Source organism: Aliidiomarina haloalkalitolerans, assembly GCF_003987315.1.
Taxonomy (GTDB): Bacteria; Pseudomonadota; Gammaproteobacteria; order Enterobacterales; family Alteromonadaceae; genus Aliidiomarina; species Aliidiomarina haloalkalitolerans.
This window is the reverse complement of the sequence record NZ_PIPI01000001.1, coordinates 94,760-116,401: the sequence shown is the minus strand read 5'-3', so window position 1 is coordinate 116,401 and position 21,642 is coordinate 94,760. Positions and strand designations below refer to the sequence as shown.

23 protein-coding genes are annotated in these 21,642 nt (G+C 50.3%); 9 read left to right on the top strand and 14 right to left on the bottom strand.

The genetic code is table 11. From position 1 onward, the window contains the following. Positions 1–90 precede the first annotated feature (90 nt). The 8 genes from CWE06_RS00615 to CWE06_RS00580 form a co-directional block, all read right to left on the bottom strand. Positions 91–585: a regulatory protein RecX gene (locus CWE06_RS00615; RefSeq protein ID WP_126790380.1), complete on the bottom strand. Its 495-nt coding sequence runs from the start codon at positions 583–585 to the stop codon at positions 91–93. A 103-nt stretch (positions 586–688) separates the two neighbouring features. After that, on the bottom strand, positions 689–1,393 hold the full coding sequence (locus tag CWE06_RS00610; protein WP_157981099.1) for an SIMPL domain-containing protein: 705 nt from the start codon (positions 1,391–1,393) through the stop codon (positions 689–691). Between the two features lie 99 nt (positions 1,394–1,492). Continuing rightward, positions 1,493–2,572, bottom strand: coding sequence for an agmatine deiminase family protein (locus CWE06_RS00605; RefSeq protein ID WP_126790378.1), 1,080 nt, complete (start codon positions 2,570–2,572; stop codon positions 1,493–1,495). Then, positions 2,572–3,693: a 23S rRNA pseudouridine(2605) synthase RluB gene (rluB, locus tag CWE06_RS00600; RefSeq protein ID WP_126790377.1), complete on the bottom strand. Its 1,122-nt coding sequence runs from the start codon at positions 3,691–3,693 to the stop codon at positions 2,572–2,574. Before rluB ends, CWE06_RS00605 begins: the two co-directional genes overlap by 1 nt. Next, positions 3,690–4,346 (bottom strand): SMC-Scp complex subunit ScpB, encoded by a 657-nt coding sequence (gene scpB / locus CWE06_RS00595; protein WP_126790376.1) that lies wholly within the window; start codon positions 4,344–4,346, stop codon positions 3,690–3,692. Before scpB ends, rluB begins: the two co-directional genes overlap by 4 nt. Beyond that, complete coding sequence (locus CWE06_RS00590; RefSeq protein ID WP_198679023.1) at positions 4,306–5,142, bottom strand: segregation and condensation protein A; 837 nt, start codon at positions 5,140–5,142, stop codon at positions 4,306–4,308. The genes scpB and CWE06_RS00590 overlap by 41 nt, the downstream gene beginning before the upstream one ends. Positions 5,143–5,235: 93 nt before the next feature. After that, the gene (locus tag CWE06_RS00585; protein ID WP_126790375.1) at positions 5,236–5,856 is read right to left on the bottom strand and encodes an L-threonylcarbamoyladenylate synthase; all 621 of its coding nucleotides are present in this window, start codon (positions 5,854–5,856) and stop codon (positions 5,236–5,238) included. A 47-nt stretch (positions 5,857–5,903) separates the two neighbouring features. Beyond that, positions 5,904–6,764 (bottom strand): PHP domain-containing protein, encoded by an 861-nt coding sequence (locus CWE06_RS00580; protein WP_126790374.1) that lies wholly within the window; start codon positions 6,762–6,764, stop codon positions 5,904–5,906. 484 nt (positions 6,765–7,248) lie between these two features. On the opposite strand from CWE06_RS00580, the gene CWE06_RS00575 reads away from it, so the two are divergent. Genes CWE06_RS00575 through trpA form a run of 6 tightly spaced genes read left to right on the top strand, consistent with a single transcriptional unit; the run spans position 7,249 to position 13,997 of the window. Beyond that, positions 7,249–8,868, top strand: a complete 1,620-nt coding sequence (locus CWE06_RS00575; protein ID WP_126790373.1) for an anthranilate synthase component 1 — start codon at positions 7,249–7,251, stop codon at positions 8,866–8,868. Further along, the gene (locus CWE06_RS00570; protein ID WP_126790372.1) at positions 8,865–9,515 is read left to right on the top strand and encodes an aminodeoxychorismate/anthranilate synthase component II; all 651 of its coding nucleotides are present in this window, start codon (positions 8,865–8,867) and stop codon (positions 9,513–9,515) included. The genes CWE06_RS00575 and CWE06_RS00570 overlap by 4 nt, the downstream gene beginning before the upstream one ends. Then, entirely contained in the window at positions 9,508–10,512 is a 1,005-nt protein-coding gene (gene trpD / locus CWE06_RS00565; protein WP_126790371.1) for an anthranilate phosphoribosyltransferase, read from the top strand. Before CWE06_RS00570 ends, trpD begins: the two co-directional genes overlap by 8 nt. Then, positions 10,509–11,963 carry a bifunctional indole-3-glycerol-phosphate synthase TrpC/phosphoribosylanthranilate isomerase TrpF gene (gene trpCF, locus CWE06_RS00560; protein WP_198679001.1) on the top strand — a complete coding sequence of 485 codons (1,455 nt, stop codon included), beginning with the start codon at positions 10,509–10,511 and terminating at the stop codon, positions 11,961–11,963. The genes trpD and trpCF overlap by 4 nt, the downstream gene beginning before the upstream one ends. Positions 11,964–11,973: 10 nt before the next feature. Continuing rightward, entirely contained in the window at positions 11,974–13,194 is a 1,221-nt protein-coding gene (trpB, locus tag CWE06_RS00555; RefSeq protein ID WP_126790370.1) for a tryptophan synthase subunit beta, read from the top strand. Beyond that, positions 13,191–13,997, top strand: a complete 807-nt coding sequence (gene trpA / locus CWE06_RS00550) for a tryptophan synthase subunit alpha (protein ID WP_126790369.1) — start codon at positions 13,191–13,193, stop codon at positions 13,995–13,997. Before trpB ends, trpA begins: the two co-directional genes overlap by 4 nt. Before the next feature lie 57 nt (positions 13,998–14,054). Here trpA and CWE06_RS00545 read toward each other — a convergent pair whose 3' ends face one another. Then, positions 14,055–14,372 (bottom strand): hypothetical protein, encoded by a 318-nt coding sequence (locus tag CWE06_RS00545; protein ID WP_126790368.1) that lies wholly within the window; start codon positions 14,370–14,372, stop codon positions 14,055–14,057. Between the two features lie 160 nt (positions 14,373–14,532). Between CWE06_RS00545 and CWE06_RS00540 the strand changes: the two genes are divergently transcribed. Then, the gene (locus CWE06_RS00540) at positions 14,533–14,778 is read left to right on the top strand and encodes a type II toxin-antitoxin system CcdA family antitoxin (protein ID WP_126790367.1); all 246 of its coding nucleotides are present in this window, start codon (positions 14,533–14,535) and stop codon (positions 14,776–14,778) included. Further along, a complete protein-coding gene (locus CWE06_RS00535; RefSeq protein WP_126790366.1) occupies positions 14,778–15,095 on the top strand; it encodes a CcdB family protein in 318 nt (105 codons plus the stop codon). The genes CWE06_RS00540 and CWE06_RS00535 overlap by 1 nt, the downstream gene beginning before the upstream one ends. A gap of 62 nt (positions 15,096–15,157) precedes the next feature. On the opposite strand, the gene CWE06_RS00530 is transcribed toward CWE06_RS00535, so the two are convergent. The 3 genes from CWE06_RS00530 to CWE06_RS00520 all read right to left on the bottom strand — a co-directional run bounded on the left by CWE06_RS00530 (position 15,158) and on the right by CWE06_RS00520 (position 17,292). Continuing rightward, positions 15,158–15,460 carry a type II toxin-antitoxin system RelE/ParE family toxin gene (locus CWE06_RS00530; RefSeq protein WP_126790365.1) on the bottom strand — a complete coding sequence of 101 codons (303 nt, stop codon included), beginning with the start codon at positions 15,458–15,460 and terminating at the stop codon, positions 15,158–15,160. After that, a complete protein-coding gene (locus CWE06_RS00525) occupies positions 15,457–15,738 on the bottom strand; it encodes a type II toxin-antitoxin system Phd/YefM family antitoxin (protein WP_126790364.1) in 282 nt (93 codons plus the stop codon). The genes CWE06_RS00530 and CWE06_RS00525 overlap by 4 nt, the downstream gene beginning before the upstream one ends. Positions 15,739–16,170: 432 nt before the next feature. Further along, the gene (locus tag CWE06_RS00520; protein WP_126790363.1) at positions 16,171–17,292 is read right to left on the bottom strand and encodes an AI-2E family transporter; all 1,122 of its coding nucleotides are present in this window, start codon (positions 17,290–17,292) and stop codon (positions 16,171–16,173) included. Between the two features lie 111 nt (positions 17,293–17,403). On the opposite strand from CWE06_RS00520, the gene CWE06_RS00515 reads away from it, so the two are divergent. Beyond that, positions 17,404–18,309, top strand: a complete 906-nt coding sequence (locus CWE06_RS00515) for a TIGR01777 family oxidoreductase (RefSeq protein ID WP_126791467.1) — start codon at positions 17,404–17,406, stop codon at positions 18,307–18,309. A gap of 94 nt (positions 18,310–18,403) precedes the next feature. On the opposite strand, the gene CWE06_RS00510 is transcribed toward CWE06_RS00515, so the two are convergent. Then, a complete protein-coding gene (locus CWE06_RS00510; protein WP_126790362.1) occupies positions 18,404–20,902 on the bottom strand; it encodes an ABC transporter permease in 2,499 nt (832 codons plus the stop codon). Further along, the gene (locus CWE06_RS00505) at positions 20,892–21,572 is read right to left on the bottom strand and encodes an ABC transporter ATP-binding protein (protein WP_126790361.1); all 681 of its coding nucleotides are present in this window, start codon (positions 21,570–21,572) and stop codon (positions 20,892–20,894) included. Before CWE06_RS00505 ends, CWE06_RS00510 begins: the two co-directional genes overlap by 11 nt. Positions 21,573–21,642 lie beyond the last annotated feature (70 nt).

Genomic DNA, 21,642 nt, shown 5'->3' with positions numbered 1-21,642 from the left:
TTTCCTGCTCTCGGTTAGCATTGATTTACGTTGGTTTGTATTTTATCAGGGGGTAAAGATTAGCATAGCGGCGAGCGAGAAAACAGCCGCTTAGTCGGCATTCTCGAGGCTTTCCTGAACGGCTGCTTCAGCTGCATACACGTGATTTGCGCTAAAGCCACGTTGCGCCAAAAAACGTTGGCGTTTTGCTCGCTCTTTTGGTTCCAGCTGGCTCAGTTTAGCCGCTCCGAATTTACGTAAATAGCGGTCAGTCGCCAACGCCACCCAGTCCGTTTCAGCACTGCTAAATATCTTGTCGATGGTTGCTGCCGCAATTCCCCGCTGTTGCATTTCTGCTTTAATTTTTATCGGCCCATGGCCTTGTTCGACACGACTGCGATAAAACATCTCAGCAAAACGTTGATCAGACTGCCAACGGCGCTCTTGCAGTTTCGCCACCACACGCTGCACGGCTTCTTTTGCAAAGCCGCGTTGGCAGAGCTTTTGCACCAACTCATACTCACTCTGCTCGCGCCGACTCAACAGCTGCACAGCCCGCTGTTCAATAACTGTTTCGTCTTCCGGATCTTTCGGCTGTCTGATCATACGCAACACTTCATTCTCAACACCGCCTAAGCATAGATTTGGCGGCCATTCTCGTTTGCAGCTATTCGCGGCAGTGATTCGCAGCAACGCGTCCTAACAGAAATCAATCAACAAGTGCAAAGCGAATAAACACTTGCGCGCGAATCTCTTGCTCACCCGCTTCTGTCGCACTTGTATCCGCCGCCATCATCCGTGAACCCGTCACTAAAATGCGCTCAGCATGACCGCCTTGTTCGCGAACTTGCACCGCTGGGCCTAACTTGCGACCCGCTAGCGTCGCCATTTGTTCGGCTTTCGAGCGTGCATGTTCAATGGCAGCAGCGCGTGCTTCAGCATGCAATGGCGCTGGTTCAGAGACGGAAAAATTCACTCGGCTCAGATTGCCAATACCCGCTTGCAAGGCAGTGTCGAGAATCTCATCAAAGCGGTCTACTTCGTCGAACGTGACTTGTAGGTCGCGTGAAACCGAATAGCCCGCAAACACCCGTTCCCGTTCGAGGTAGTGGTATTGCGGTTGTACGCTCACTTGCCACGAGCGAATTTGCTGACGCGGAATATCCATGGCGGTAAACAAATCAAGCATGCTCACAGTCGTGCGATCCACTTGTTGCTTCAGTGCCACCAGGTCATCACCTTCGGCTTCAATAACGAAGACCATGCTGACCCGATCCGGAACCGCTAATGCCACACCCGTTCCTTGCACTTCAATATACGCTGTTTCACTCGTCGTTTCGGACTGAGAGACCGGCTGACACGCTGCTAATAAAGGTAAAGCAAGGCCTAATAAAACCACCAAACGTTGTTTCATGACTTTTCTCCTCGTTATCGACACAGCTGCCGACAAACATTCCATTGCCCGAAAGGACTCAATATGAGTGAACAGTTTTCCTAATATCGGCCCCTGAACTTAAATCGGCGCAACAAAACTTGCGCAGTGCCAAGCGCCACCGCCAACAACTAATGCCCGAGCTGGCAGCACCAACACTTCGTGATCAGGCATGATTGCCTGCATTTGTCGTTGTGCTTGCTCATCGGTTGGTAAACCAAAACCTGGCAAAATAATCAGCTTCTGGTCAGGCAATTCAACCCGTAAAAAGTTCACGTAGGTCGCCATCAAGGCCATACCGGCAATACGTTTGCGAATTCCATGGCGGTGTTCGATGCTGGCACCTTCCGCCGCCGACAAACGCGGTGAACGCGGTAAAGGCAACGTATGAATTTTCAGTGGCCGGCCTTGTGCATCACGAGCTTCCTGTAAATAGTCATACACTCGCCGACAGGTTGCGTAATCTGGATGCGAGGCGTCTTGAGTCATCGCCATCACCACTTCACCGGGGCGAACAAAGCAAGCCAAATTATCAACGTGGCCACCGGTTTCATCGGCATTTAGGCGTCCAGGGAGGGTTAAAATCGTACTCAAGCCGAGCGACTCTTTTAACTCTTCTGCCAACACTTTCGCTGTTAGGCCTTGGTTACCCTGACGGTAAAGAATGCTCCCGGTGCATAACAGTGCGGTGCCTTCACCGTCATGATGAATCGCACCACCTTCAAGCACCATTGAACGCGATGTCAGCGGTAGTTGCAGGGCTTCGGCAAGCCAGTCGCGCGCTTGTAAATCTTTGGCAAATTGGTCATCAATGCCGCCCCAGCCATCAAATTCATAGGCCAACGCCTGCCATTCTCCGCTTGCAGCTTTGGTCAAGAATGGCGCGCAATCACGCAACCAAATCTCACCAAAGTCACATTCATGCAGCTTCAATAATGCAGCATCAGCAAGTTGCCCAAGCTGTTCACGCAGACGCGTTTCTGCGTCAGTAAAACTGGCCGGTTGTACTTGCAAATTAACCGGTACTTGGCGTTCAATGAGCGCTTGAATTAAGCCACATAATTCATCTTGCGCAGCAGCGCCTCGCTGCGGCCAAATATCGCTACGACTTGGCCAACGTAACCAAACACTTGCTGCTGCTTGCCACTCTGTTGCTAACATTACTGCTGACCCTTCCCATGACTACGTTTGGTATCTTTTTTTCGCGGAGCTTCGCGCTTGCTAGCAGCTTCGCCACTGCTTGGCGCTGCACGCCCACTACCCGCTCGCGTTGGCTTTTTCGCTGTGTTCGGCTTTTTACCACCGCGCGCGTTTTGCGGTTTTTTTGCCCCGGTTTTGCCAGCACCTTCTGACCGCTCATGTTTTTTATTTGCCGCCCGCTCAGGCTTTTTATCGCCGCGCTCAGGCTTTCGATCACCGCGCTCATGTTTTTTATCGCTGCGCTCAGGGCGCTGATTGTGCCGTTTGCGCTGAGCTTTACGTGCGCGCTTCAACGCCCGCTCTTGATCTTCAATGGTAATCACTGGTGCCGACTCAATCGGATCCAGTTCCACCAGCTTGCGCAAATAGTTCACATCGGTCATTGGCAGCTCCATCCAGCCGCCTTGCACTAGCCCTTTCGGCAGTGTCAGTTCACCCATGCGCACTCGAATCAAGCGACTAACCGTTAAGCCTTGCGACGCCCACAGGCGCCGAACTTCACGGTTGCGTCCTTCAGTCAAAATAACGTGGAACCACTGGTTCAAACCTTCGCCACCACGGCGACGAATCTTCTTGAAGCGTGCCATGCCGTCTTCTAGCTCAACACCCTTCAGCAGTTTTTGAATCTGGCTCTCGGTTACTTCGCCAAACACCCGTACAGCGTATTCACGCTCAACTTCGTAACTGGGGTGCATCATCCGATTGGCAAGTTCACCATCGGTTGTCATAAGCAAAAGTCCCGAGGTATTGATATCGAGTCGACCAATTGCAATCCAGCGCGCACCACTAAGTGGTGGTAAACGCTCGTATACCGTCGCACGCCCTTCTGGGTCCTTGCGGGTCACCAACTCGCCTTCCGGCTTGTGGTACAACAAAACCCGACAATGCTGCTCTTCAGCGTCGCGCGTTTTCACTTTATGACCGTCAATGCGAATCACGGCATCAGGTTCGACTCGCTCACCTAATGTGGCAATATGGTCGTTTACGCGAATCCGCCCTTCACTAATTAAGGCTTCAATTTCACGTCGTGAGCCATGCCCTGACCGTGCTAACACTTTTTGTAACTTTTCGGTCTCTTTCACGCTTTGGTTTCCTCTTCTGCGTCACGCTCCCGCGTGTCTGTAAGTAACTCGGCTTGGCCACTTTGTGGCGCAGCTGCCTCGTCAACATCAATCAATTCTGGCCGCTCTTGTGCTAAAGCAGGCAGATCACTGATAGACGTTAACGAGAAATAATCTAAAAATGCTTTCGTTGTTGCATAAAGCGCTGGCCGACCGGGCACTTCTTTGTGTCCGACGATTTTCACCCAGCCCCGTTCTTGCAAGGTTTTCATAATCTGGGTGCTAACTGACACCCCACGTACTGCTTCAATTTCACCGCGCGTAACCGGTTGTCGCCACGCAATCAGCGCCAAGGTCTCAAGCAAGGCAGCTGAATAGCGAGGCGCCCGCTCTGGCCACATATGTACCAGTGCCGGCGCTAATTCAGCCCGAGTTTGAAAACGATAGCCAGATGCGACCTCGACTAACTCAATACCGCGGTCGCGATAATCATTTTGTAGTGCTTCAAGCGCTTGGCGCACTCGCGGTCGGTTTAACGAAAAATTCGCCAATACCCCCGACAACAATTGGTCGACAGTCACAGGTTGTTCCGCAGTAAAAACCGCGGCTTCAATAAGTTGTTTGAGCTGCTGTTCAGAAATCACGCGATTCGTCCTGTTGCCATGGGCTTGCATCGACCCGTGTCGCTTTCCGCACGTATAGTTGCGAAAAGTTTTCCGCTTGCGTCAATACAATCAAGCCTTCTTTATTCAATTCCAATAAGGCTAAAAAGCTCACTACAACACCGGAGCGCCCTTCCTCTGGTGAAAACAGCTGTTGAAACTCTAAACTTCCTTGGTCGTCGAGCCGACTGAGAATAATCGACATTCGTTCGCGGGTCGACAAGTGCTCGCGTTTAATTTGATGATGCGCTTGCACTTCCACAAGCTGCATCACTTTTGCCAACGCCAAGCCTAATTCCTCTAAAGAAACCTCCGCGGGCGTTTGCCCCGCAAAGTCACGTGCGTCGGTGTACGCCTGAGCAACAAAATAATCACGTTCTTGCTGCGGCTGTTCATCCAGTTGTTGGGCACCAGCACGAACAATTTCGTACTCCTGTAAACGCCGCACCAATTCGGCGCGCGGGTCACCCTCGTCGTCGTCATCATCGTGCTTCTGTGGCAACAACATGCGGCTTTTAATTTCAGCGAGCATAGCTGCCATTAATAAATAGTCCGCCGCCAACTCCAACTTGAGCTCGCGCATCATGTCCACGTAGACCATGTACTGCTCGGTAATTTTCAAAATCGGCAGATCAAGAATATCCATTTTTTGCCGGCGAATCAGATACAGCAGCAAGTCCATTGGCCCGCAAAATAAATCCAGCATGAGCTCCAATGCTTCCGGCGGAATATATAAGTCTTCGGGCTGATCAAAAATGGGTTCACCACGGACAAAACCCAGCGGTAATGAGTGCTGGGTGTCAATCATTGCTTGTTCATCCGTTATGGTTTCTATTTCTGCCAAATGACTATCCACTGAAAATCAATCTTGCTCTTGCTCGAGCACTCATCAACCCATGCCTTAATTAAACGGCGATGGATCGCCTTCACCAACCCGAATCACTTCAATCTCGTCGTCGACCATATCCACAACCGTGGTTGGCTTCTCCATCAAGTGGCCACCGTCGATAATGAGGTCGACCAACTTTTCTAACCGTAAGCGAATTTCGTATGGATCGGGCTCGGCAAACTCCTCGCCCGGAAAAATCATGGTCGTCGACATCAATGGCTCGTTCAGCTCAGCCAACAAACCTTGAGCAATTCGATTATCGGGCACCCGCAAACCAATCGTTTTACGTTTCGGATTTAATAAACGCTTCGGCACTTCTTTCGTACCGCGCAACACAAAGGTGTACGGGCCCGGCGTATTATTCTTCAACAAACGAAATGCCTGATTGCCAACTTTGGCATAAATTGACAACTCGGAAAGGTCCCGGCAAACCAAGGTAAAGTTATGTTCGCTTCCGAGCTGACGAATGCGCAAAATACGCTCAACCGCATCTTTATTCTGTATCTGACAGCCCAATGCGTAACCCGAGTCGGTCGGATACACGATCACCCCACCGGCGCGCACTATGTCAGCAGCTTGCTGCAACAACCGCACTTGCGGATTATCTGGATGAACCTGAAAAAACTGACTCATGAAGGACGTCCCCTTTTGACTTTCTAACTCACTTAAATGCTTGGTCATTATTGCATATTTGCCCAGTCATACCAGACCGGCTGAACACTTTCTGGCAAATTTAAATTACGCCCCAGCTCTCGAAATCGACTGGGCTTGTGAAAGTCTGAGCCAACGCTTCCGAGTAGCTCATAGTCCGTCGCTAATTCAGTTAACCATTGCCGTTGTGCTGGCCCTTGTTGCGACATACTGACTTCAAGGGCGTCACCGCCATTTTCTTTAAATTCAATAACGAGTTTGCGCAGCCATTTGTTGCTGAGATCATAAGCCAACGGATGAGCAATCGAAGACGAACCACTCGCAGCTCGAATAGCGGTCACCGCTTCTTCGATACTGCACCAATTTGGTGCAACATAAGCACACTGGCCTTTGCCGAGGTAGCGGTCAAACGCTTGCTGAACGTCACTCACATAACCATGACGCTCTAAAGCTTCAGCAAAGTGCAAACGGGTCAAAACAGCGGCTGAGTCGCCAGCAACTACAGGCAAGTCATTGCTGGCAATGCCTTGCTTAATTAATTTCTCACGAATTGCCTCAGCACGTTCCTTGCGACAGGCTTGTTGGCGTGCCAATAAAGCGGTCAGCTCAGGGTGCTCTGGATCAAAATTCCAGCCTAATATGTGAATTTCAAAGCCTTGCCAGCGGGTACTTATTTCGACGCCAGGAATTAATTTCATACGCGGCGCAACTCTCGCTTGCGCAGCACAAGCCGCTGGCCAGCCGGCCACCGAGTCATGGTCGGTAATCGCCAAGACATCCACTTGCATCACGCTCGCCCGCAACACCAATTCCGCTGGCGTTAACTCACCATCAGACATGGTTGTGTGACAATGTAGATCTATTTTTGTCGCTGTTGCGTTCCCACTCATACATACACTCAAAATAAATTGCTTATAAGCTGAAGTTTACCACTAAAGCCGAAGAAAAATGTCAAAATTAATATTGACACTATCGAGAAGTCGTTTTAAGGTGCAACTGTTTATTTTTGACATACAAGATTATTTAAGTTGTATAACCTTTTGTCTGTTCACTCAGTCGTACCAGCGCTCTAGCAGTCGACGTGTTACAGCATTCATGTCTTGAATTAAACAAGGTTTGTAACAACTCAAAAAAATGTTTCCAAGTGAGAAAGAAAGGACCGAAACATGACGACTTTACGCTTTGCTCAAAGCAATACCATGCACCGTTGGTGGTGGCACTTCCCATGCGGGTAAGTGGTCGTTGTTGTCTGTGTCTTTTCATATGACAGCTTAGAAACCGATAAGCCCGCTGCGAACCAGCGGGCTTGTTTTTTTACATCCCGCAATCAGCAGTACCAAACCCAAAATCGTTTAGTTTTGCAGGATGAACCGAATGTCAGGTCAACAACCAGAAATACCCAAGCTCGGTGATATTTTTTCAGTTTCACTGAATACCCGTTACCAAGCTGACCCCGTCGAAGTACTCCGTTGTCTCGCCGACAGCAGTCGCGAGCATATTTTGCTCGAATCTGCGGAGATTAACTCACGCACCAACTTAAAAAGTTTGTTATTGGTCGACCCCGCATTACGAATTGTCTGTCGCGGTCATCAAGTCGACATCAGTGCATGTTCAGCCAATGGCGAAATTTTAATCCCATGGTTGAACGAGACACTCTCCGAGCAGGTTCCGGGAATTAAGACCAACACAGCCACTGACGGTCACTTGCGCCTCACCTTTCCAGCGGCGGAAACCCAGGCCACTGAAGACGAACGCCTCAAGCAACCCGGTAACTTAACGCCGTTGCGAGTCCTGCAGCAGCAGCTCAACAACCTAACCGACCAACCGTTTGCGATTTTTCTTGCGGGGGTCTTTGCCTATGACCTTCTCGCCACCTTCGAGCAACTCCCTGATGTTGCAGAAGGCAATAATGACTGCCCGGATTATCAGTTTTATCTCGCTGAAACCTTAGTGGTCATTGATCACCAAGCGCAGTCGACTGACATTATCGGTGTTGTTCCTGGTGGCGACCAATTTTCGCTGCGCCACCAGCAGGTTTGTCAACGGATTGGTGAGCTGATGGCTCGTTTACAACAACCACAACGCGCACCACAGCCAACCAAACTACCCACCCAGCCCGTTGATTTTAAGAATTATTTCAGCCAGCCAGACCGACCGCGCTATGCCGAAATTGTCGAGGATATGAAAGAGCATATCCGTGCGGGTGATATTTTTCAGGTGGTTCCTGCGCGCGAATTTCATCTGCCGTGCCAAGGTGCACTCGCCAGTTATGCAGCCTTGAAGGAAAGCAACCCAAGCCCATACATGTTTTATGTGAAAACCCTCGACTTTGAACTATTTGGCGCTTCGCCGGAGTCAGCACTGAAGTTTTCCGCTGCCACTCGCCAAGTCGAGCTTTATCCGATTGCCGGAACCCGCCCGCGGGCTCGCGCAGCAGACGGAACGATACTGGCCGACCAAGACTCACGAATTGAATTGGCCTTGCGCCAAGACACAAAAGAAATGTCTGAGCACATGATGCTGGTTGACCTTGCCCGCAATGACTTAGCTCGCATTGCCACGGTCGGCAGTCGTTATGTCGCTGACTTACTCAAAGTCGACCGCTACTCTCACGTCATGCATTTGGTTTCGCGTGTCGTTGCAACCTTGCGCGAAGACTTAGATGCCCTCGACGCGTATCGCGCCTGCATGAACATGGGCACCCTAGTTGGTGCGCCAAAAGTCAGTGCCGCAACCCTCATTCGTCAAGCCGAACAAAGTCGGCGCGGAAGTTATGGCGGTGCGGTTGGCTATTTAACCGGCCAAGGTGATATGGACACATGTATTGTGATTCGTTCCGCATTCGTTAAGAATCAAAAAGCCATTGTACAAGCCGGAGCTGGTGTGGTCTTCGACTCCAACACCGAGGCTGAAGTGAACGAAACCGAACAGAAAGCCAGCGCGGTTATCGCAGCCATTGTCCGTGCGAATCAGCTGCAGGAGGCAATGTCATGACTGGTCACATTATTTTTATCGACAACGTCGACAGTTTTACCTACAACCTCGTCGACGAGTTTAAACAACTTGGATACAGCCTCGATATTTACCGCAATACCGTTAGTGCAGCGACGGTTATTCAACGTCTCGAAACCTGTGCCGCGCAAGGTCCGGTGATTTTATGCTTGTCACCCGGCCCAGGTCACCCGAGCCAAGCGGGTTGTATGCCCGAAGTCATTCGTTATGCCCAAGGTAAATATCCTATGCTTGGCATTTGCTTAGGCTTCCAAGCTTTAGTTGAGTTGTACGGCGGTGTGGTCGACCGTTGCCATGAAACCATGCATGGGAAAACCAGCCTGATGGATTGTCAGCCGCATCCGATTTTCACCAATTTACCGCAACCTCTCCCGGTTGCTCGTTACCACTCATTGCAAGCGATCCGTGTGCCGTCATCGTTGGAGGTCATTGCCAGTGTGCAACAGATTCCCATGGCTATTGCTGCAAACACCGATCGCGTGCTCGGCTTTCAATTTCATCCAGAGTCGATTATGACGACTGCCGGCACCCAGTTGCTGAAACAAAGTATTGAATTTTTAGCCCAACCCGTTTCATCCGAACTAGCATCAGCTAACCCCTCAGCCACGAAAGGAGCTGCACATGCGTGAGTTGCATAAATTACTGAACCGAGAATGTTTGTCCGTTACTGAAACAGAAAAATTATTTCAGTATTTAATTCGTGGCCAACTGACCCAAAACCAAATCGCCGCCATTCTCGTCGCCTTAAAAGTACGCGGTGAAACCCCAGCGGAAATCGCCGGCGCAGCAAAAGCCTTATTAGCTGGCAGTAAAGCCTTTCCAGCCCTGGATTACCCAGTCGCCGACACCTGCGGTACCGGTGGCGATGGCAGCAATACCATAAATATTTCCACGGCAGCTGCTTTAGTCTGTGCGAGTATGGGCATGAAAATCGCCAAACACGGTAATCGCAGCGTTTCATCCCGTTCCGGCTCTGCCGACGTGCTGGAGTCGATGGGCATTCCACTTGATTTGTCACCTGACGAGAACAAAGACTTACTTGATCGTTTTGGCTTTTGCTTTTTGTTTGCACCGCACTATCATCCGGGCGTACGCTATGCCATGCCCGTCCGCCAAGAGTTGAAAACGCGAACCTTGTTCAATCTCCTCGGGCCGTTAATTAATCCAGCCCGTCCGAGCGCTCAGTTATTAGGCGTTTACACGCCTGAGCTGTGCCGCCCATTAGCTGAAACCTTGCAAATGCTCGGCTGTGAGCGTGCAATGGTCGTACATGGTAATGGCTTAGACGAGTTTGCGCTGCATGGTGCGACGCAAGTTGTCGAGGTAAATGGTAGCGACCTCCTTGAATATAGCTTAACGCCAGAAGATTTCGGCTTGCAGCGTGCGAGTATTGACAGACTGAAAGGTGGTGACGCCGAACACAATGCACGTTTATTACAGGCCGTATTCCGCGGTGAAGGCGTTGCTGAGCAGCGCGACGCCATTGCCATGAATACCGCTGCGGTGCGCTATTTAACCGGCGCTGCAGCCACATTAAAAGAAGCTTGCGCTGAGAGCCTCGATCACATTCGTAGCGGCAACGTTGCCCGCCATGTCCAAGCTTTGCAGGAGGCCTTTGTTAAATGAGTGATGCAAACCTGCAGTTCATGCCGGAGGATACACCATCGATTCTGCGCACCATCGTTGAGCAGCGCCAGATACGCTTAAGCGAGCTGCAACAACAATTGCCAGAAGCCGAAGCCCACCGGCTTGCGACTGCCAGTACACGACCCGTGCGCGATTTCCATGCGGCTCTAGCGCAGGGTAATACCCAGTTTATTCTCGAGTGTAAAAAGGCCTCACCATCGAAAGGCGTGATTCGCGCTGATTTTGATCCGGTTGCCATTGCTCGGATTTATCAAAGTTACGCTGCGGCGATTTCGGTGTTAACTGAGCCGGACTTCTTTCACGGCGACTTTAGTTACCTGCAAGCGGTTAGCCAGCAGGTGCATTGCCCTGTGCTGTGCAAAGACTTTATCTTTTCCACCTACCAAGTTGCGCTTGCGCGCTACTATGGTGCCGACGCCATCCTGCTCATGCTCTCGGTACTTGATGATGCCACCTATCAAGAACTGGCAACCTATGCCGAATCACTTGGCTTGCATATCCTGACCGAGGTCAGTGATAGCAACGAAATGCAACGTGCAAATACACTTGGGGCTAAGATTATCGGCATTAACCATCGCAATCTGCGCGATATGTCGATGGATCTAAATCGCAGTCAAGAACTGGCACCACAAGCACACAGTAACGCCTTGATTATTGCCGAGTCAGGTATCGAGAATCACCAACAAGTGCGCGCGATTGCCCCCCATGTCGATGCCTTTTTAGTCGGTGGTTCACTGACCGCCGAAGCTGACATTGACCTGGCCTGCCGCGAGCTTATTTACGGTACCAATAAAGTGTGTGGCATCACCTGTATTGAACACGCGTTTGCCGCTCGTGATGCAGGCGCCAGCGCTTTAGGTTTGATTTTTGCGCAGCGCTCACCTCGACGCGTCACCCTTGCCGAAGCGCAAACCATTAGTCAGGTTCGCCATGTGCGCTATACCGCCGTGATCAGCGCCAACGACTATGACGATAGCGCAGCAATGAACGCTGCAGTCGTTGCATTGTGTCAACAACTACCACTGCATGCGGTACAAGTGCACGATCTTGCGCTTGAGCAAACAGATGCAATTGCCGAACTAAAACGCGCATTGCCCGCACACATTCGTTTGCACCTTGCCGTGCGTGGCGACCTAGCAACGACCATGAGCACATTAAACGCAATGGTCATGAGTCCAAATTCAGCCGTTGACCGTTACTTAGTGGATAACGGCCAAGGCGGCAGCGGCCAAGCTTTTGACTGGTCGACGCTGACACCGGAAGTTGCCGGTAAAGTCATTCTTGCCGGTGGCCTCAATCTCGATAATTTGTGCGCAGCACTTGCTCATCAATGCTACGCACTCGATTTAAATTCTGGCTTCGAACGCGCGCCCGGTCGTAAAGACCCGGCCCTGTTGCACCAAGCCTTTCAACTGATTCGCAGCTATTAAGGAACCTCTCATGTCTACAGCCAAGATAAATCCGTACTTTGGCGACTTTGGTGGTCAATTTGTCCCCGAGATTCTGCTTCCGGCCCTTGACCAACTCGAACAAGCATTTCTGGACGCCCAGAACGACCCAGCTTTCCAAGCCGAGTTTAAGAATCTGCTACAAACCTATTTAGGTCGACCAACGCCGCTGACCCTTTGCAAGAATCTAACGGCGGGTTCACCGGTTAAAATCTACCTCAAACGCGAAGACCTCTTGCACGGCGGCGCTCACAAAACTAACCAAGTACTTGGCCAAGCCCTACTTGCCAAGCGCATGGGTAAAAAGCGCATTATTGCCGAAACCGGAGCCGGACAACATGGCACCGCGACAGCCCTCGCTTGTGCCCTGCTCGACCTTGAATGTGTCATTTATATGGGCCGCAAAGATGCTGAACGGCAACAGCCGAATGTGTTCCGTATGGAGCTCATGGGCGCAACCGTGATTCCTGTCGACGCTGGTAGTGGCACACTGAAAGACGCAGTTAACGAAGCCATGCGCGACTGGACCGCAAGTTACCCAACGACGCATTACTTGCTGGGTACTGCCGCTGGCCCACATCCGTTCCCAACGATAGTGCGTGAATTTCACCGCATGATCGGCGCCGAAGCAAAAGAACAAATTCTCGCCCAAGAAGGTCGTTTACCCGACGAAGTCATCGCCTGCGTAGGCGGTGGTTCGAATGCAATCGGTATGTTTGCTGAATTTATTGACGAACCAAGTGTCCGCTTAACCGGTGTTGAGCCAGCTGGTAAAGGTGTCGACACCGGCCATCATGGCGCCACCCTCACCGCCGGTAAGCCGGGTGTTCTGCACGGTTGCCGGTCTTTCTTAATGCAAGAAGACGACGGCCAAATTGAAGAAAGCTACTCAGTGTCCGCGGGACTTGATTATCCGGGTGTTGGCCCACAACACGCACATTTAAATGCGATTGGTCGTGCCGAGTACACCAGTGTCACCGACGACGAAGCTTTGGCAGCATTTAAACTGCTGTCTCAAGCCGAAGGCATTATTCCCGCGCTTGAGTCCGCCCATGCCCTTGCATACGCAGTGAAACGCGCACAAAGCAGCGATAAGCCCGAAGTGTTATTAGTCAACCTGTCGGGACGCGGCGACAAAGACATCGACCATGTGCGGAAAATTTTCGCCGCCGAAGAGCAAGAACGCGCAGCAAAAGGAGGAGCTTCGTCATGAGCCAGCGTTATGACCAATTATTTAGTCAGTTAAAAGCTAAAGGCGAAGGCGCATTTGTGCCATTTGTCACCATTGGCGATCCGGACCTTGAACTGAGTGAGAAAATCATTCGCTGCCTGATAGAAAATGGTGCCGACGCCCTTGAACTCGGCCTGCCATTTTCCGACCCAGTCGCTGACGGACCAGTCATTCAAGCCGCGAATATTCGTGCGCTCAGCCAGCCCTTGAAGATTCAGCAATGCTTTGACCTGATTGCACGCATTCGCGCTGATTACCCAGACGTACCAATCGGTTTGTTGGTGTACTGTAACCTGGTGGTCTCGAATGGCACGGACCAGTTTTATCAACGTGCAAAAGCCGCTGGGGTTGACTCAGTTTTGATTGCAGACGTGCCGTTACGGGAAGGCAAGCATTTCTCTGAAATCGCCAAAACACATGACATTGCACCGATTTTCATTGCACCACCAGACGCCAGTGAAGCTACGCTTAAAAGCGTCGCAGCTGCCAGCGAAGGCTATATCTATCTGCTTAGCCGTGCCGGTGTCACAGGAGCCAACGACACCTTAAATGCACCAGCCGAAGCACTGCTTAGCACCTTGCGTGACGCAGGTGGCGCGCCTGCCCTACTGGGGTTCGGTATCGCCCAACCTGAGCACGTTCGCCAAGCCATCGCTGCTGGTGCAGCCGGTGCCATTAGTGGCTCAGCTGTGGTGAAAATTATCGAAAACAACCTCGAGCAACCCGCCCAACTGCTTGAGCAACTCGGCGCGTTCATAGCGAAGATGAAAGCCGCGACACGCTGATAAACTGGTATTGCTAGAAACGAAAACGCCTTGAGTGTACTGCACTCAAGGCGTTTTTTATCTGAATACTAGAACAAATATTAGCAACACTAGGTATATATTAAATGCCCACTGCGCAATCCAGCCTACCCAGTATAAAGCGAGGGCATGCTTCCTGACGCTTTCATTCAAGTAGCCTTGAAATTCTTTTTTGAAAATAAAATTCATATAAGGCTTATTAAATAAAGACCAAGCCCTGAACCTTAATTGTTGATAGAGCTCAGGATCTGTATTTTTTACCAATGGAAAGAACTTAAACCATAAGAACACTGTAATAATTAGCCCTATAGCAAAGGCGCCGGCAAATACTAAAGCGATATCAAATACGTAATCCATTCTTGTCTATCCTGTTGACGTAAAGCTTTGCGGCAATTGTGGAGTCGCGAAGCGGTGGAAAAATTGTCCGGCAACAGCGACTGGTTAAATGCCCTTGCATGCGCACGCCAATGCGCATACACTACTCGGGAGCTTACAACAGCTCCAAGGAGACCCCATCATGCAAGAACTCTTCAATAAAGATGCACCTAAAAAAGCGACAAACCTGTCAGTTAACAGTGACTTGCTACGCAAAACCCGTGCTCTGAACATTAACCTCTCAGCCACCCTTGAGCGAGCACTGAGAGAAGAGCTTGCCAAACGCGAGGCTGCCCAATGGATTGAGGAAAATCGTTCTGCGATCAAAAGCTACAACGAATTCGTCGAGCAGCATGGATGCTTCGGTGACGAATTTCGGGAGTTTTAATGGCACAGTTCGATGTTTACCCTAACCCAAGCAAAACCAGCAAAGCCCACTACCCGTACCTTGTAGACATTCAAAGCTCACTCCTGACCAACCTGGCATCCCGAATCGTTGTTCCACTTGGCAAACACTCAGCCTTTGGCGATCAAGCGATGCGCGGGCTCACGCCAGAAATAACATTCGACGGCCAGGAACTGCTGTTGCTCACTCCGCAAGTTTCTTCGGTGCCAGAAAAGCACCTGAAGAACCCGATTGGCTCCCTCGCACATTTTAGGGACCAGATTATTGGAGCACTCGATCTCGCGATCACTGGCATTTAACGCTGAGGTAACCGGCGTGCGTTAGCAAGTCCGGCGCCATAGGTGCGCAGTTAATTGACTTGTTATGTTTCATCAGCACCAAGCTCAGAGGTTTTCAATAAATGACTGCTGCGACGAACCGTTAAAATATCCACCTGGTTGGTTACGCTGTAGATAACACGGTAAGAGCCGAACACTACTTCACGAATACGCTGCAAACGCACCTCAGGAACGACTCGCCCGCTCTCCGGAAATTCAACTAAGCGATCGACGCAAGAAAATAACGAACTAACCCAGTTTAATGCCGCACTTGGCTTATCTTCGGCGATGTACTTCGCAATACTCTCTACTCGCTCTAATGCAAGTGGGGACCAAACTATCTTCATTGAGCTAACTTACTCAAAATGCGTAATTTCGCATCCTCATGCGAAATCCCAGCACCACTAGCAATTTGCTCTTCAGCTCTGTAAACCTCTTCGAGCACTTCCAAGCGCTCTTGCATCTTTTCGTACTCTCGAACATCAAGCAGCACAGCTACCCCACGGCCTCGTTGTGTTAGCACCATCGGTCGTCGCGTTTCATGAATTTGCTTCACAAACTTTGCAACTCCGGCGCGAAATTCAGATAAAGGTCGAATATCTTCATCAACACGAAATCTCGTCATCGCTATCACCTACGTACAATAAAATGTACTTATAAGTGTACGTTAGAGTTTTGGGATTCGCAAGGTGGGGATTTGCGTTAGCATAGCCATATATATCAGAGACTTACATGAATCAGAAAAACAAACACGAAGTCGTAAATTACACCCTTGGTATTGCTGGGTTTGCAACTTTGGTTGCTTTGCTAAAGTCTGTGACTCAGTCAAAAGCACTGACAGCTATGGTTTTGGTGGGCGTACTTTCTGTAATAACCTTTTTCTATTTTCTCTTAAATTCAAATAGTGTGTGAAGCGACGGCTCATGAGACGCTTTAACAACCATCGCAATCTGCCCTACCCGACACTTCACTCACTTAATTCGACCATTCACTGAGAGAACGAATGACACAAGGTCTATTCACGCCATAATAGGTCCAGCAAGTCACGCACTAATGCCTACCGATCATTCTTCGGCTCATCCGCACCGCTCGCTTCCACAGCCTCTGGTGCATGCCGCGTGACTTCATCGCCTGACAATAGAATCGCCAACCAACGAGTGCTGGGGTTTTCTTCAAAACCAATTTTAACCGCCATGGTTAACGGCACTGACAGTAACATGCCGACTGGGCCAAGTAGCCAACCCCAAAACAGTAAACTTAAGAACACTACCAGTGTTGACAGGCCAAGGCCTCGTCCCATCATGCGCGGCTCAATAATATTGCCCATAAAAACATTCACAATCACATACCAAAGCGCAACCACACCGGCCATCACCGGATGGAATTGAATCAGTGCCATAAGAATTGCTGGCACCGCCGCAATAATGGAACCGATATTCGGAATGTAATTGAATAAGAAAGCAATCACCGCCCACAAGACATAATGGTCAAGCCCCATGAGCCACAAACCAAACCCAACGACTATACCGGTGACTAAGCTAATCACAGTTTTCAAAGCAAGGTATTTATTGATAGCCATGAGTAAATTGGTCATTTGCGACATTTTTTTCTCAGGGCTTGGGAATGCCATTTGAATTTTCTTCGGCATTAAGGCCGCTTCTCCGAGCATAAAAGCAACAATCAGCAAGATAAGAATGGTATTCGTCATCATATTGCCAACACTCGACAATAAGTTAACCGACATTGATAAAATGCGCGAAGGATCGAGCTGTTGCTGCAACAACTCTTGATTCAAATGAATATTGAAGCGTTCGGCAAACGCGACTAAGTCACTAAACTGTTCCGTTAGTTTGACCCGATACTCTGGCAGCTTGGCAGTAAATTCCGTCAATGACTGAATGATTAGCCCAGTTAAGCCAAAACCAACAATGAAAATAAATACGAAAATTGCCGCTATCGCCACCACAGTGGGCAAGTTTTTCATGCGGAACCAGTAAATAATCGGCTGGAAAATAATCGCTATGAACAAGGCGAGTAAAAACGGTACGACAATAACGGTCGCTGTTTTAATACCTGCTAAAACGACAACGATTGCCGCAAACACCACAAAAAATCGACTTATGGACGGCCAGCGATCGTCTGTGTGATTGAAACCTGCGGCCTTTTTGTCATCCGCCATACTATTTTCTCCGTATGAATAATTCCTGCTAAACTAAAAACATACGTGATCATACGCATTTCAGCAATCACCGTTTTAGTGGCAACCACTCGGCGGCAAGAGGAAAGAATGATGAGAATCTTAATGACCGGTGGAACTGGCCTCATCGGTTCCTGTTTTATTCAGCGCTTTTCTGCAAGTCACGACTTCACCGTGCTCGCCAGAAAACCCCAAGCGGCTGCACGCAAACTCTGCAAAAACGTACGTGTTCTCGCCAGCTTAAGTGAGCTCGAACATCTCGACCTCTTTGATGCGGTGATTAACTTAGCCGGCGAGCCGATCGCTGATAAGCGCTGGAGCGACGCTCAGAAAGAGCGAATTCAGAATAGCCGCTGGCAAACCACCCAAAAGCTTGTCTCGCTCATTCAAGCCTCGGCGCGACCACCTCGTATCTTTATTTCTGGTTCAGCAATTGGTTATTACGGTCGCCAAGGCTCTGAGCCGGTTACTGAAACCCAGGGTGTCCCGCATGATGAATTTAGTCATGAGCTTTGCGCCCGTTGGGAACAAATTGCGAATTCAGCAGCAAGCGCCGAGACGCGTGTGTGCCTGTTGCGCACTGGTGTCGTTTTAGCCAAGCACGGTGGTGCCCTTAAAAAAATGCTGCCACCCTTTTACTTCGGTCTTGGTGGGCCAATTGGCCACGGCCAACAAATGATGTCGTGGATTCATTTGCATGACATGGTCAACGCCATTGAGTTTTTGCTGACTCACGATGAATGTGCGGGTGCTTACAACATGACAGCACCAAAACCGGTCAGTAATGAAGTATTCAGTAAAACGATTGGACAAGTGCTCAATCGCCCGACGTTTATGCGCGTCCCCGCTGCCGCCATGCGGCTAATTTTTGGCGAAATGGCTGAAGATCTTCTGCTTAACGGCCAAGCTGTACTACCTGAGCGTCTGCATGAAGCTGGCTTTGAGTTTACCTACCCCGAGCTTGAGCCGGCGCTACGTCAACTGTTAAAAGGCGAATAGCGCACAACAAACAAGGAAATAAAAAACAGCGGTTGTTTTTAAGCAACCGCTGTTTATTTTCAACTTCCTGCAGGACTCACTTCATGCTGCCGGATTAACTCAGTTTACGAATCAGCTGCCCGGTACTTTGCCGCAGCATCCGCCAACACACTGACCAACCAAGCAAGGCGACGATACCTGCGCCAAGCACTGGACCAAGCACCCAGAACCGCCAATGTAATGAAGCCGGCATATTAAATACCTGAGTTTGCAGAACATAAATTGAGACCTCCATCGCTAACGTAGCAATGAGACCGGCCAATGCACCGAGCACGATAAACTCATAGCTTACGGCCTGCGTCAGGAGCTTCGATTTCGCCCCCAAAGTTCGCAGAATCACAAGCTCTTGTTGCCGCTCTTCCAGCGACGCTTGTACTTGCGCGATAAGCACAAGACCACCAGCGGCAATAACCAACACCATGACAAAGGTAATCGCGAGCGACACATGGTTAATGACATCACGCACCTGCTGCAAGATATCTTCCACATCAATTAAGCTTGCTTGCGGGAAGTTACGGAACAACTGATAGAGTTCAGGACGTCGATCCGGCGGCAGGTAAAAGCTCGCAATATAGGTTGCTGGCATGTCTTCAAGTAACTCAGGACTGAAGATCATGAAGAAGTTCGGCTGCATGGTATTCCAGTCAACATCGCGAATATTCGTCACCGGTACCGTGAACTCGTTACCACCAACCCGGAAACTAAGCTCATCACCTAAGCCGATGTCAATTCGCTCAGCGACCTGAGATTCCACCGAAACACCACGCTCACCCGGGGCAAACCACTGCCCTGCTCGCAAGGTGTTTTCAGCAGGTAAATCACGCTGCCAAGTTAATTGCAGTTCACGACCGAAGCCCTCACGATATTCGCTATCATCGCGCTCCTCTTTCGTGACTTCATCGCGCACTGGGGTGCCGTTAATCGCAGTGAGTCGTCCCGGAATAATCGGATACAACTGCGTCGCCCGAATCGACTCCCGCTCAAACATGGCTTGCATCGGCTCAACCTGATGTCCTGCCACATTAACGACAAAATAATTTGGTGCGTCGTCCGGTAACTGACCACGCCAGTCCTCGAGCAATTCATGGCGCAAGGCCAACACCAGTAAAAACAACATCACCGCAACCGAGAAGCTGAGCATTTGTAAGCTATTCTCGCGCGAGCGCCGTTGCATACCCGCCATCGCTAACCGCCAACTACTTCCCGCCTGCATACCGGCCTGGCGACTGGCACGAATAAACAGCCGGCTAATACCCAACAGAATGAGCATGGCTAATATGCCGCCAACGAACAATGCGAACGATAAAATCACACTGCCGCTATATAGAACCATTAGCAAGAACACTGTGCCACCGGCTAAGCACCAATGTAACCACCGTGACAAACCGCTTGCGGTCAGCTCCCGGCGTAACACTCGCAGCGGCGGCACTTTCATCAGACGTAAGAGTGGGTACAAACTAAACATCAGTGCACACAACAGACCGGTACCAATCGCTAACAGATACGGTCCATTCCCAGCCGCAGGCAGTTCATAGCCCAATTGCGAACTGACATACCAGCTCACGACGGCTTGCAACAGCACGCCAAGCAAGACGCCAACCGCAACACTCGCTGCAGTGAGTAACAATAAATGTAGCGAGAAGATACGGGCGATTTGCGGCGTACGACCACCTAAGGTTTTCATCACTGCAACCGCATCATAGTTGCGCTGTGCGTAGCGCTGCGCAGCGACTGCAACCGCTGTTGCGGCTAACACCACACCTAGCAAGCTGGCTAACAGCATAAACTGCTCCGCCCGCGTTAAGGCCGCCGATAATGGCGAGTCACCGTCTTGAATGTTTTGCCAACGCTGGGTCACCGAATCAAGCTGCGGCAACAACCAAGTCTCAAAGCGCTGCAAGGCTTGCGGCTCACCGGCAAACAGATAGTTATAATTCACTCGACTACCCGGCTGAATGAGCCCGGTTGCTGCAAGGTCGTCATTGTGGATTAACACGGTCGGGCTGTCGGTAAACACACTAAAACCGGAGTCCGGCTCATGGCTAAGAACTTGCGTCACTACAAAGGTTGAGTCGCCGACTTCGAGTTCATCGCCAAGCGCTAATCCAAGTTGCTGAAACAGTGAACCTTGCACCCAAGTTTCACCGCGCCCAGGTAACCCATCGGCAACCACGCCTTGGGTAAATGGTGCATCGGCAATTTCCAAATGACCACGCAATGGGTAGCCATCGGTAACGGCTTTCACATCAACTAAGGCCATATCGCCGTTGGCAAAGGCCATTGAATTAAAAGTCACCCGCCGAGCACTGGCCACACCTTCAACTTCAGCGCGCTCGAGCCATTCGGTTGGAATCTCACCACCACGACTGCGCAGCACACGGTCGGCCGCTAAGAATTCCGCACTGCGCTCCATTAAGCCTGCTTGCAAGCGCTCACTGAACATCGACAACGACAACACAGCACACACTGACAACACCAGCGCTGCGGCCATAATCGTGAGTTCACCCCGACGCAGCTCGTGCTTAAGCAAACGCCAAGAAATCTTATGCCACATCCGCGTGCTCCAGAATTTGTCCGTCTTCAATGCGCAAAATACGGTCACATTTTTGTGCGAGTCTTTCGTCGTGCGTCACCATAATCAAGGTTGTGCCAAACTCACGATTTAACTCGAACAGCAGATCTTCAATCAGTGCCCCGGTTTTTCTATCGAGGTTGCCTGTTGGTTCGTCAGCAAACAAAATTTGTGGCTGACCAATAAAGGCACGCGCAATGGCAACGCGTTGCTGTTCACCACCAGACAATTGATTCGGGTAATGCGTTAAGCGCTCGCCCAAGCCAACTTTCGCCAATAACTCACGTGCTTGCTCCTCGGGCTTTTTGGCGCCAGCAAGCTCCGCAGGCAACATGACGTTCTCGAGTGCGGTTAAACTTTGAATGAGTAAGAATGACTGAAAGATAAAGCCAATCTTCTCGCCACGTAAAATTGCACGTTGCTCTTCATCCAAATCATTCAGTTTTACGTTATCAATAAGGATTTCGCCGCTTGATGGTAAATCAAGACCGGCTAACAACGACAGCAAAGTCGACTTACCAGAACCGGAGGCACCAACAATCGCAACCGCTTCGCCAGCCTCAATGGCTACACTTAAAGTCGACAAAATTTGCAATTCACCCGCAGTCGTCGCAACATTGCGAGAAATAGATTTAGCTTCAATTAGGGACATATGAACAGTCAATTCCTTTTCAAATTACGCCTCAGTGGCGCAAATGGCGTTAATAGCGTTTGGCGTCAAA

Coding starts and splice junctions, on each gene's coding strand:
- CWE06_RS00535 (WP_126790366.1), top strand. CDS start 14,778: ATGGCACAGTTCGATGTTTACCCTAACCCAAGCAAAACCAGCAAAGCC.
- CWE06_RS00505 (WP_126790361.1), bottom strand. CDS start 21,572: ATGTCCCTAATTGAAGCTAAATCTATTTCTCGCAATGTTGCGACGACT.
- CWE06_RS00530 (WP_126790365.1), bottom strand. CDS start 15,460: ATGAAGATAGTTTGGTCCCCACTTGCATTAGAGCGAGTAGAGAGTATT.
- trpB (WP_126790370.1), top strand. CDS start 11,974: ATGTCTACAGCCAAGATAAATCCGTACTTTGGCGACTTTGGTGGTCAA.
- CWE06_RS00575 (WP_126790373.1), top strand. CDS start 7,249: ATGTCAGGTCAACAACCAGAAATACCCAAGCTCGGTGATATTTTTTCA.
- CWE06_RS00525 (WP_126790364.1), bottom strand. CDS start 15,738: ATGACGAGATTTCGTGTTGATGAAGATATTCGACCTTTATCTGAATTT.
- CWE06_RS00585 (WP_126790375.1), bottom strand. CDS start 5,856: ATGAGTCAGTTTTTTCAGGTTCATCCAGATAATCCGCAAGTGCGGTTG.
- CWE06_RS00605 (WP_126790378.1), bottom strand. CDS start 2,572: ATGTTAGCAACAGAGTGGCAAGCAGCAGCAAGTGTTTGGTTACGTTGG.
- CWE06_RS00615 (WP_126790380.1), bottom strand. CDS start 585: ATGATCAGACAGCCGAAAGATCCGGAAGACGAAACAGTTATTGAACAG.
- CWE06_RS00515 (WP_126791467.1), top strand. CDS start 17,404: ATGAGAATCTTAATGACCGGTGGAACTGGCCTCATCGGTTCCTGTTTT.
- CWE06_RS00520 (WP_126790363.1), bottom strand. CDS start 17,292: ATGGCGGATGACAAAAAGGCCGCAGGTTTCAATCACACAGACGATCGC.
- CWE06_RS00610 (WP_157981099.1), bottom strand. CDS start 1,393: ATGAAACAACGTTTGGTGGTTTTATTAGGCCTTGCTTTACCTTTATTA.
- trpD (WP_126790371.1), top strand. CDS start 9,508: ATGCGTGAGTTGCATAAATTACTGAACCGAGAATGTTTGTCCGTTACT.
- CWE06_RS00545 (WP_126790368.1), bottom strand. CDS start 14,372: ATGGATTACGTATTTGATATCGCTTTAGTATTTGCCGGCGCCTTTGCT.
- scpB (WP_126790376.1), bottom strand. CDS start 4,346: ATGCAAGCCCATGGCAACAGGACGAATCGCGTGATTTCTGAACAGCAG.
- CWE06_RS00580 (WP_126790374.1), bottom strand. CDS start 6,764: ATGAGTGGGAACGCAACAGCGACAAAAATAGATCTACATTGTCACACA.
- CWE06_RS00540 (WP_126790367.1), top strand. CDS start 14,533: ATGCAAGAACTCTTCAATAAAGATGCACCTAAAAAAGCGACAAACCTG.
- CWE06_RS00570 (WP_126790372.1), top strand. CDS start 8,865: ATGACTGGTCACATTATTTTTATCGACAACGTCGACAGTTTTACCTAC.
- CWE06_RS00510 (WP_126790362.1), bottom strand. CDS start 20,902: ATGTGGCATAAGATTTCTTGGCGTTTGCTTAAGCACGAGCTGCGTCGG.
- trpCF (WP_198679001.1), top strand. CDS start 10,509: ATGAGTGATGCAAACCTGCAGTTCATGCCGGAGGATACACCATCGATT.
- CWE06_RS00590 (WP_198679023.1), bottom strand. CDS start 5,142: ATGATTGACACCCAGCACTCATTACCGCTGGGTTTTGTCCGTGGTGAA.
- trpA (WP_126790369.1), top strand. CDS start 13,191: ATGAGCCAGCGTTATGACCAATTATTTAGTCAGTTAAAAGCTAAAGGC.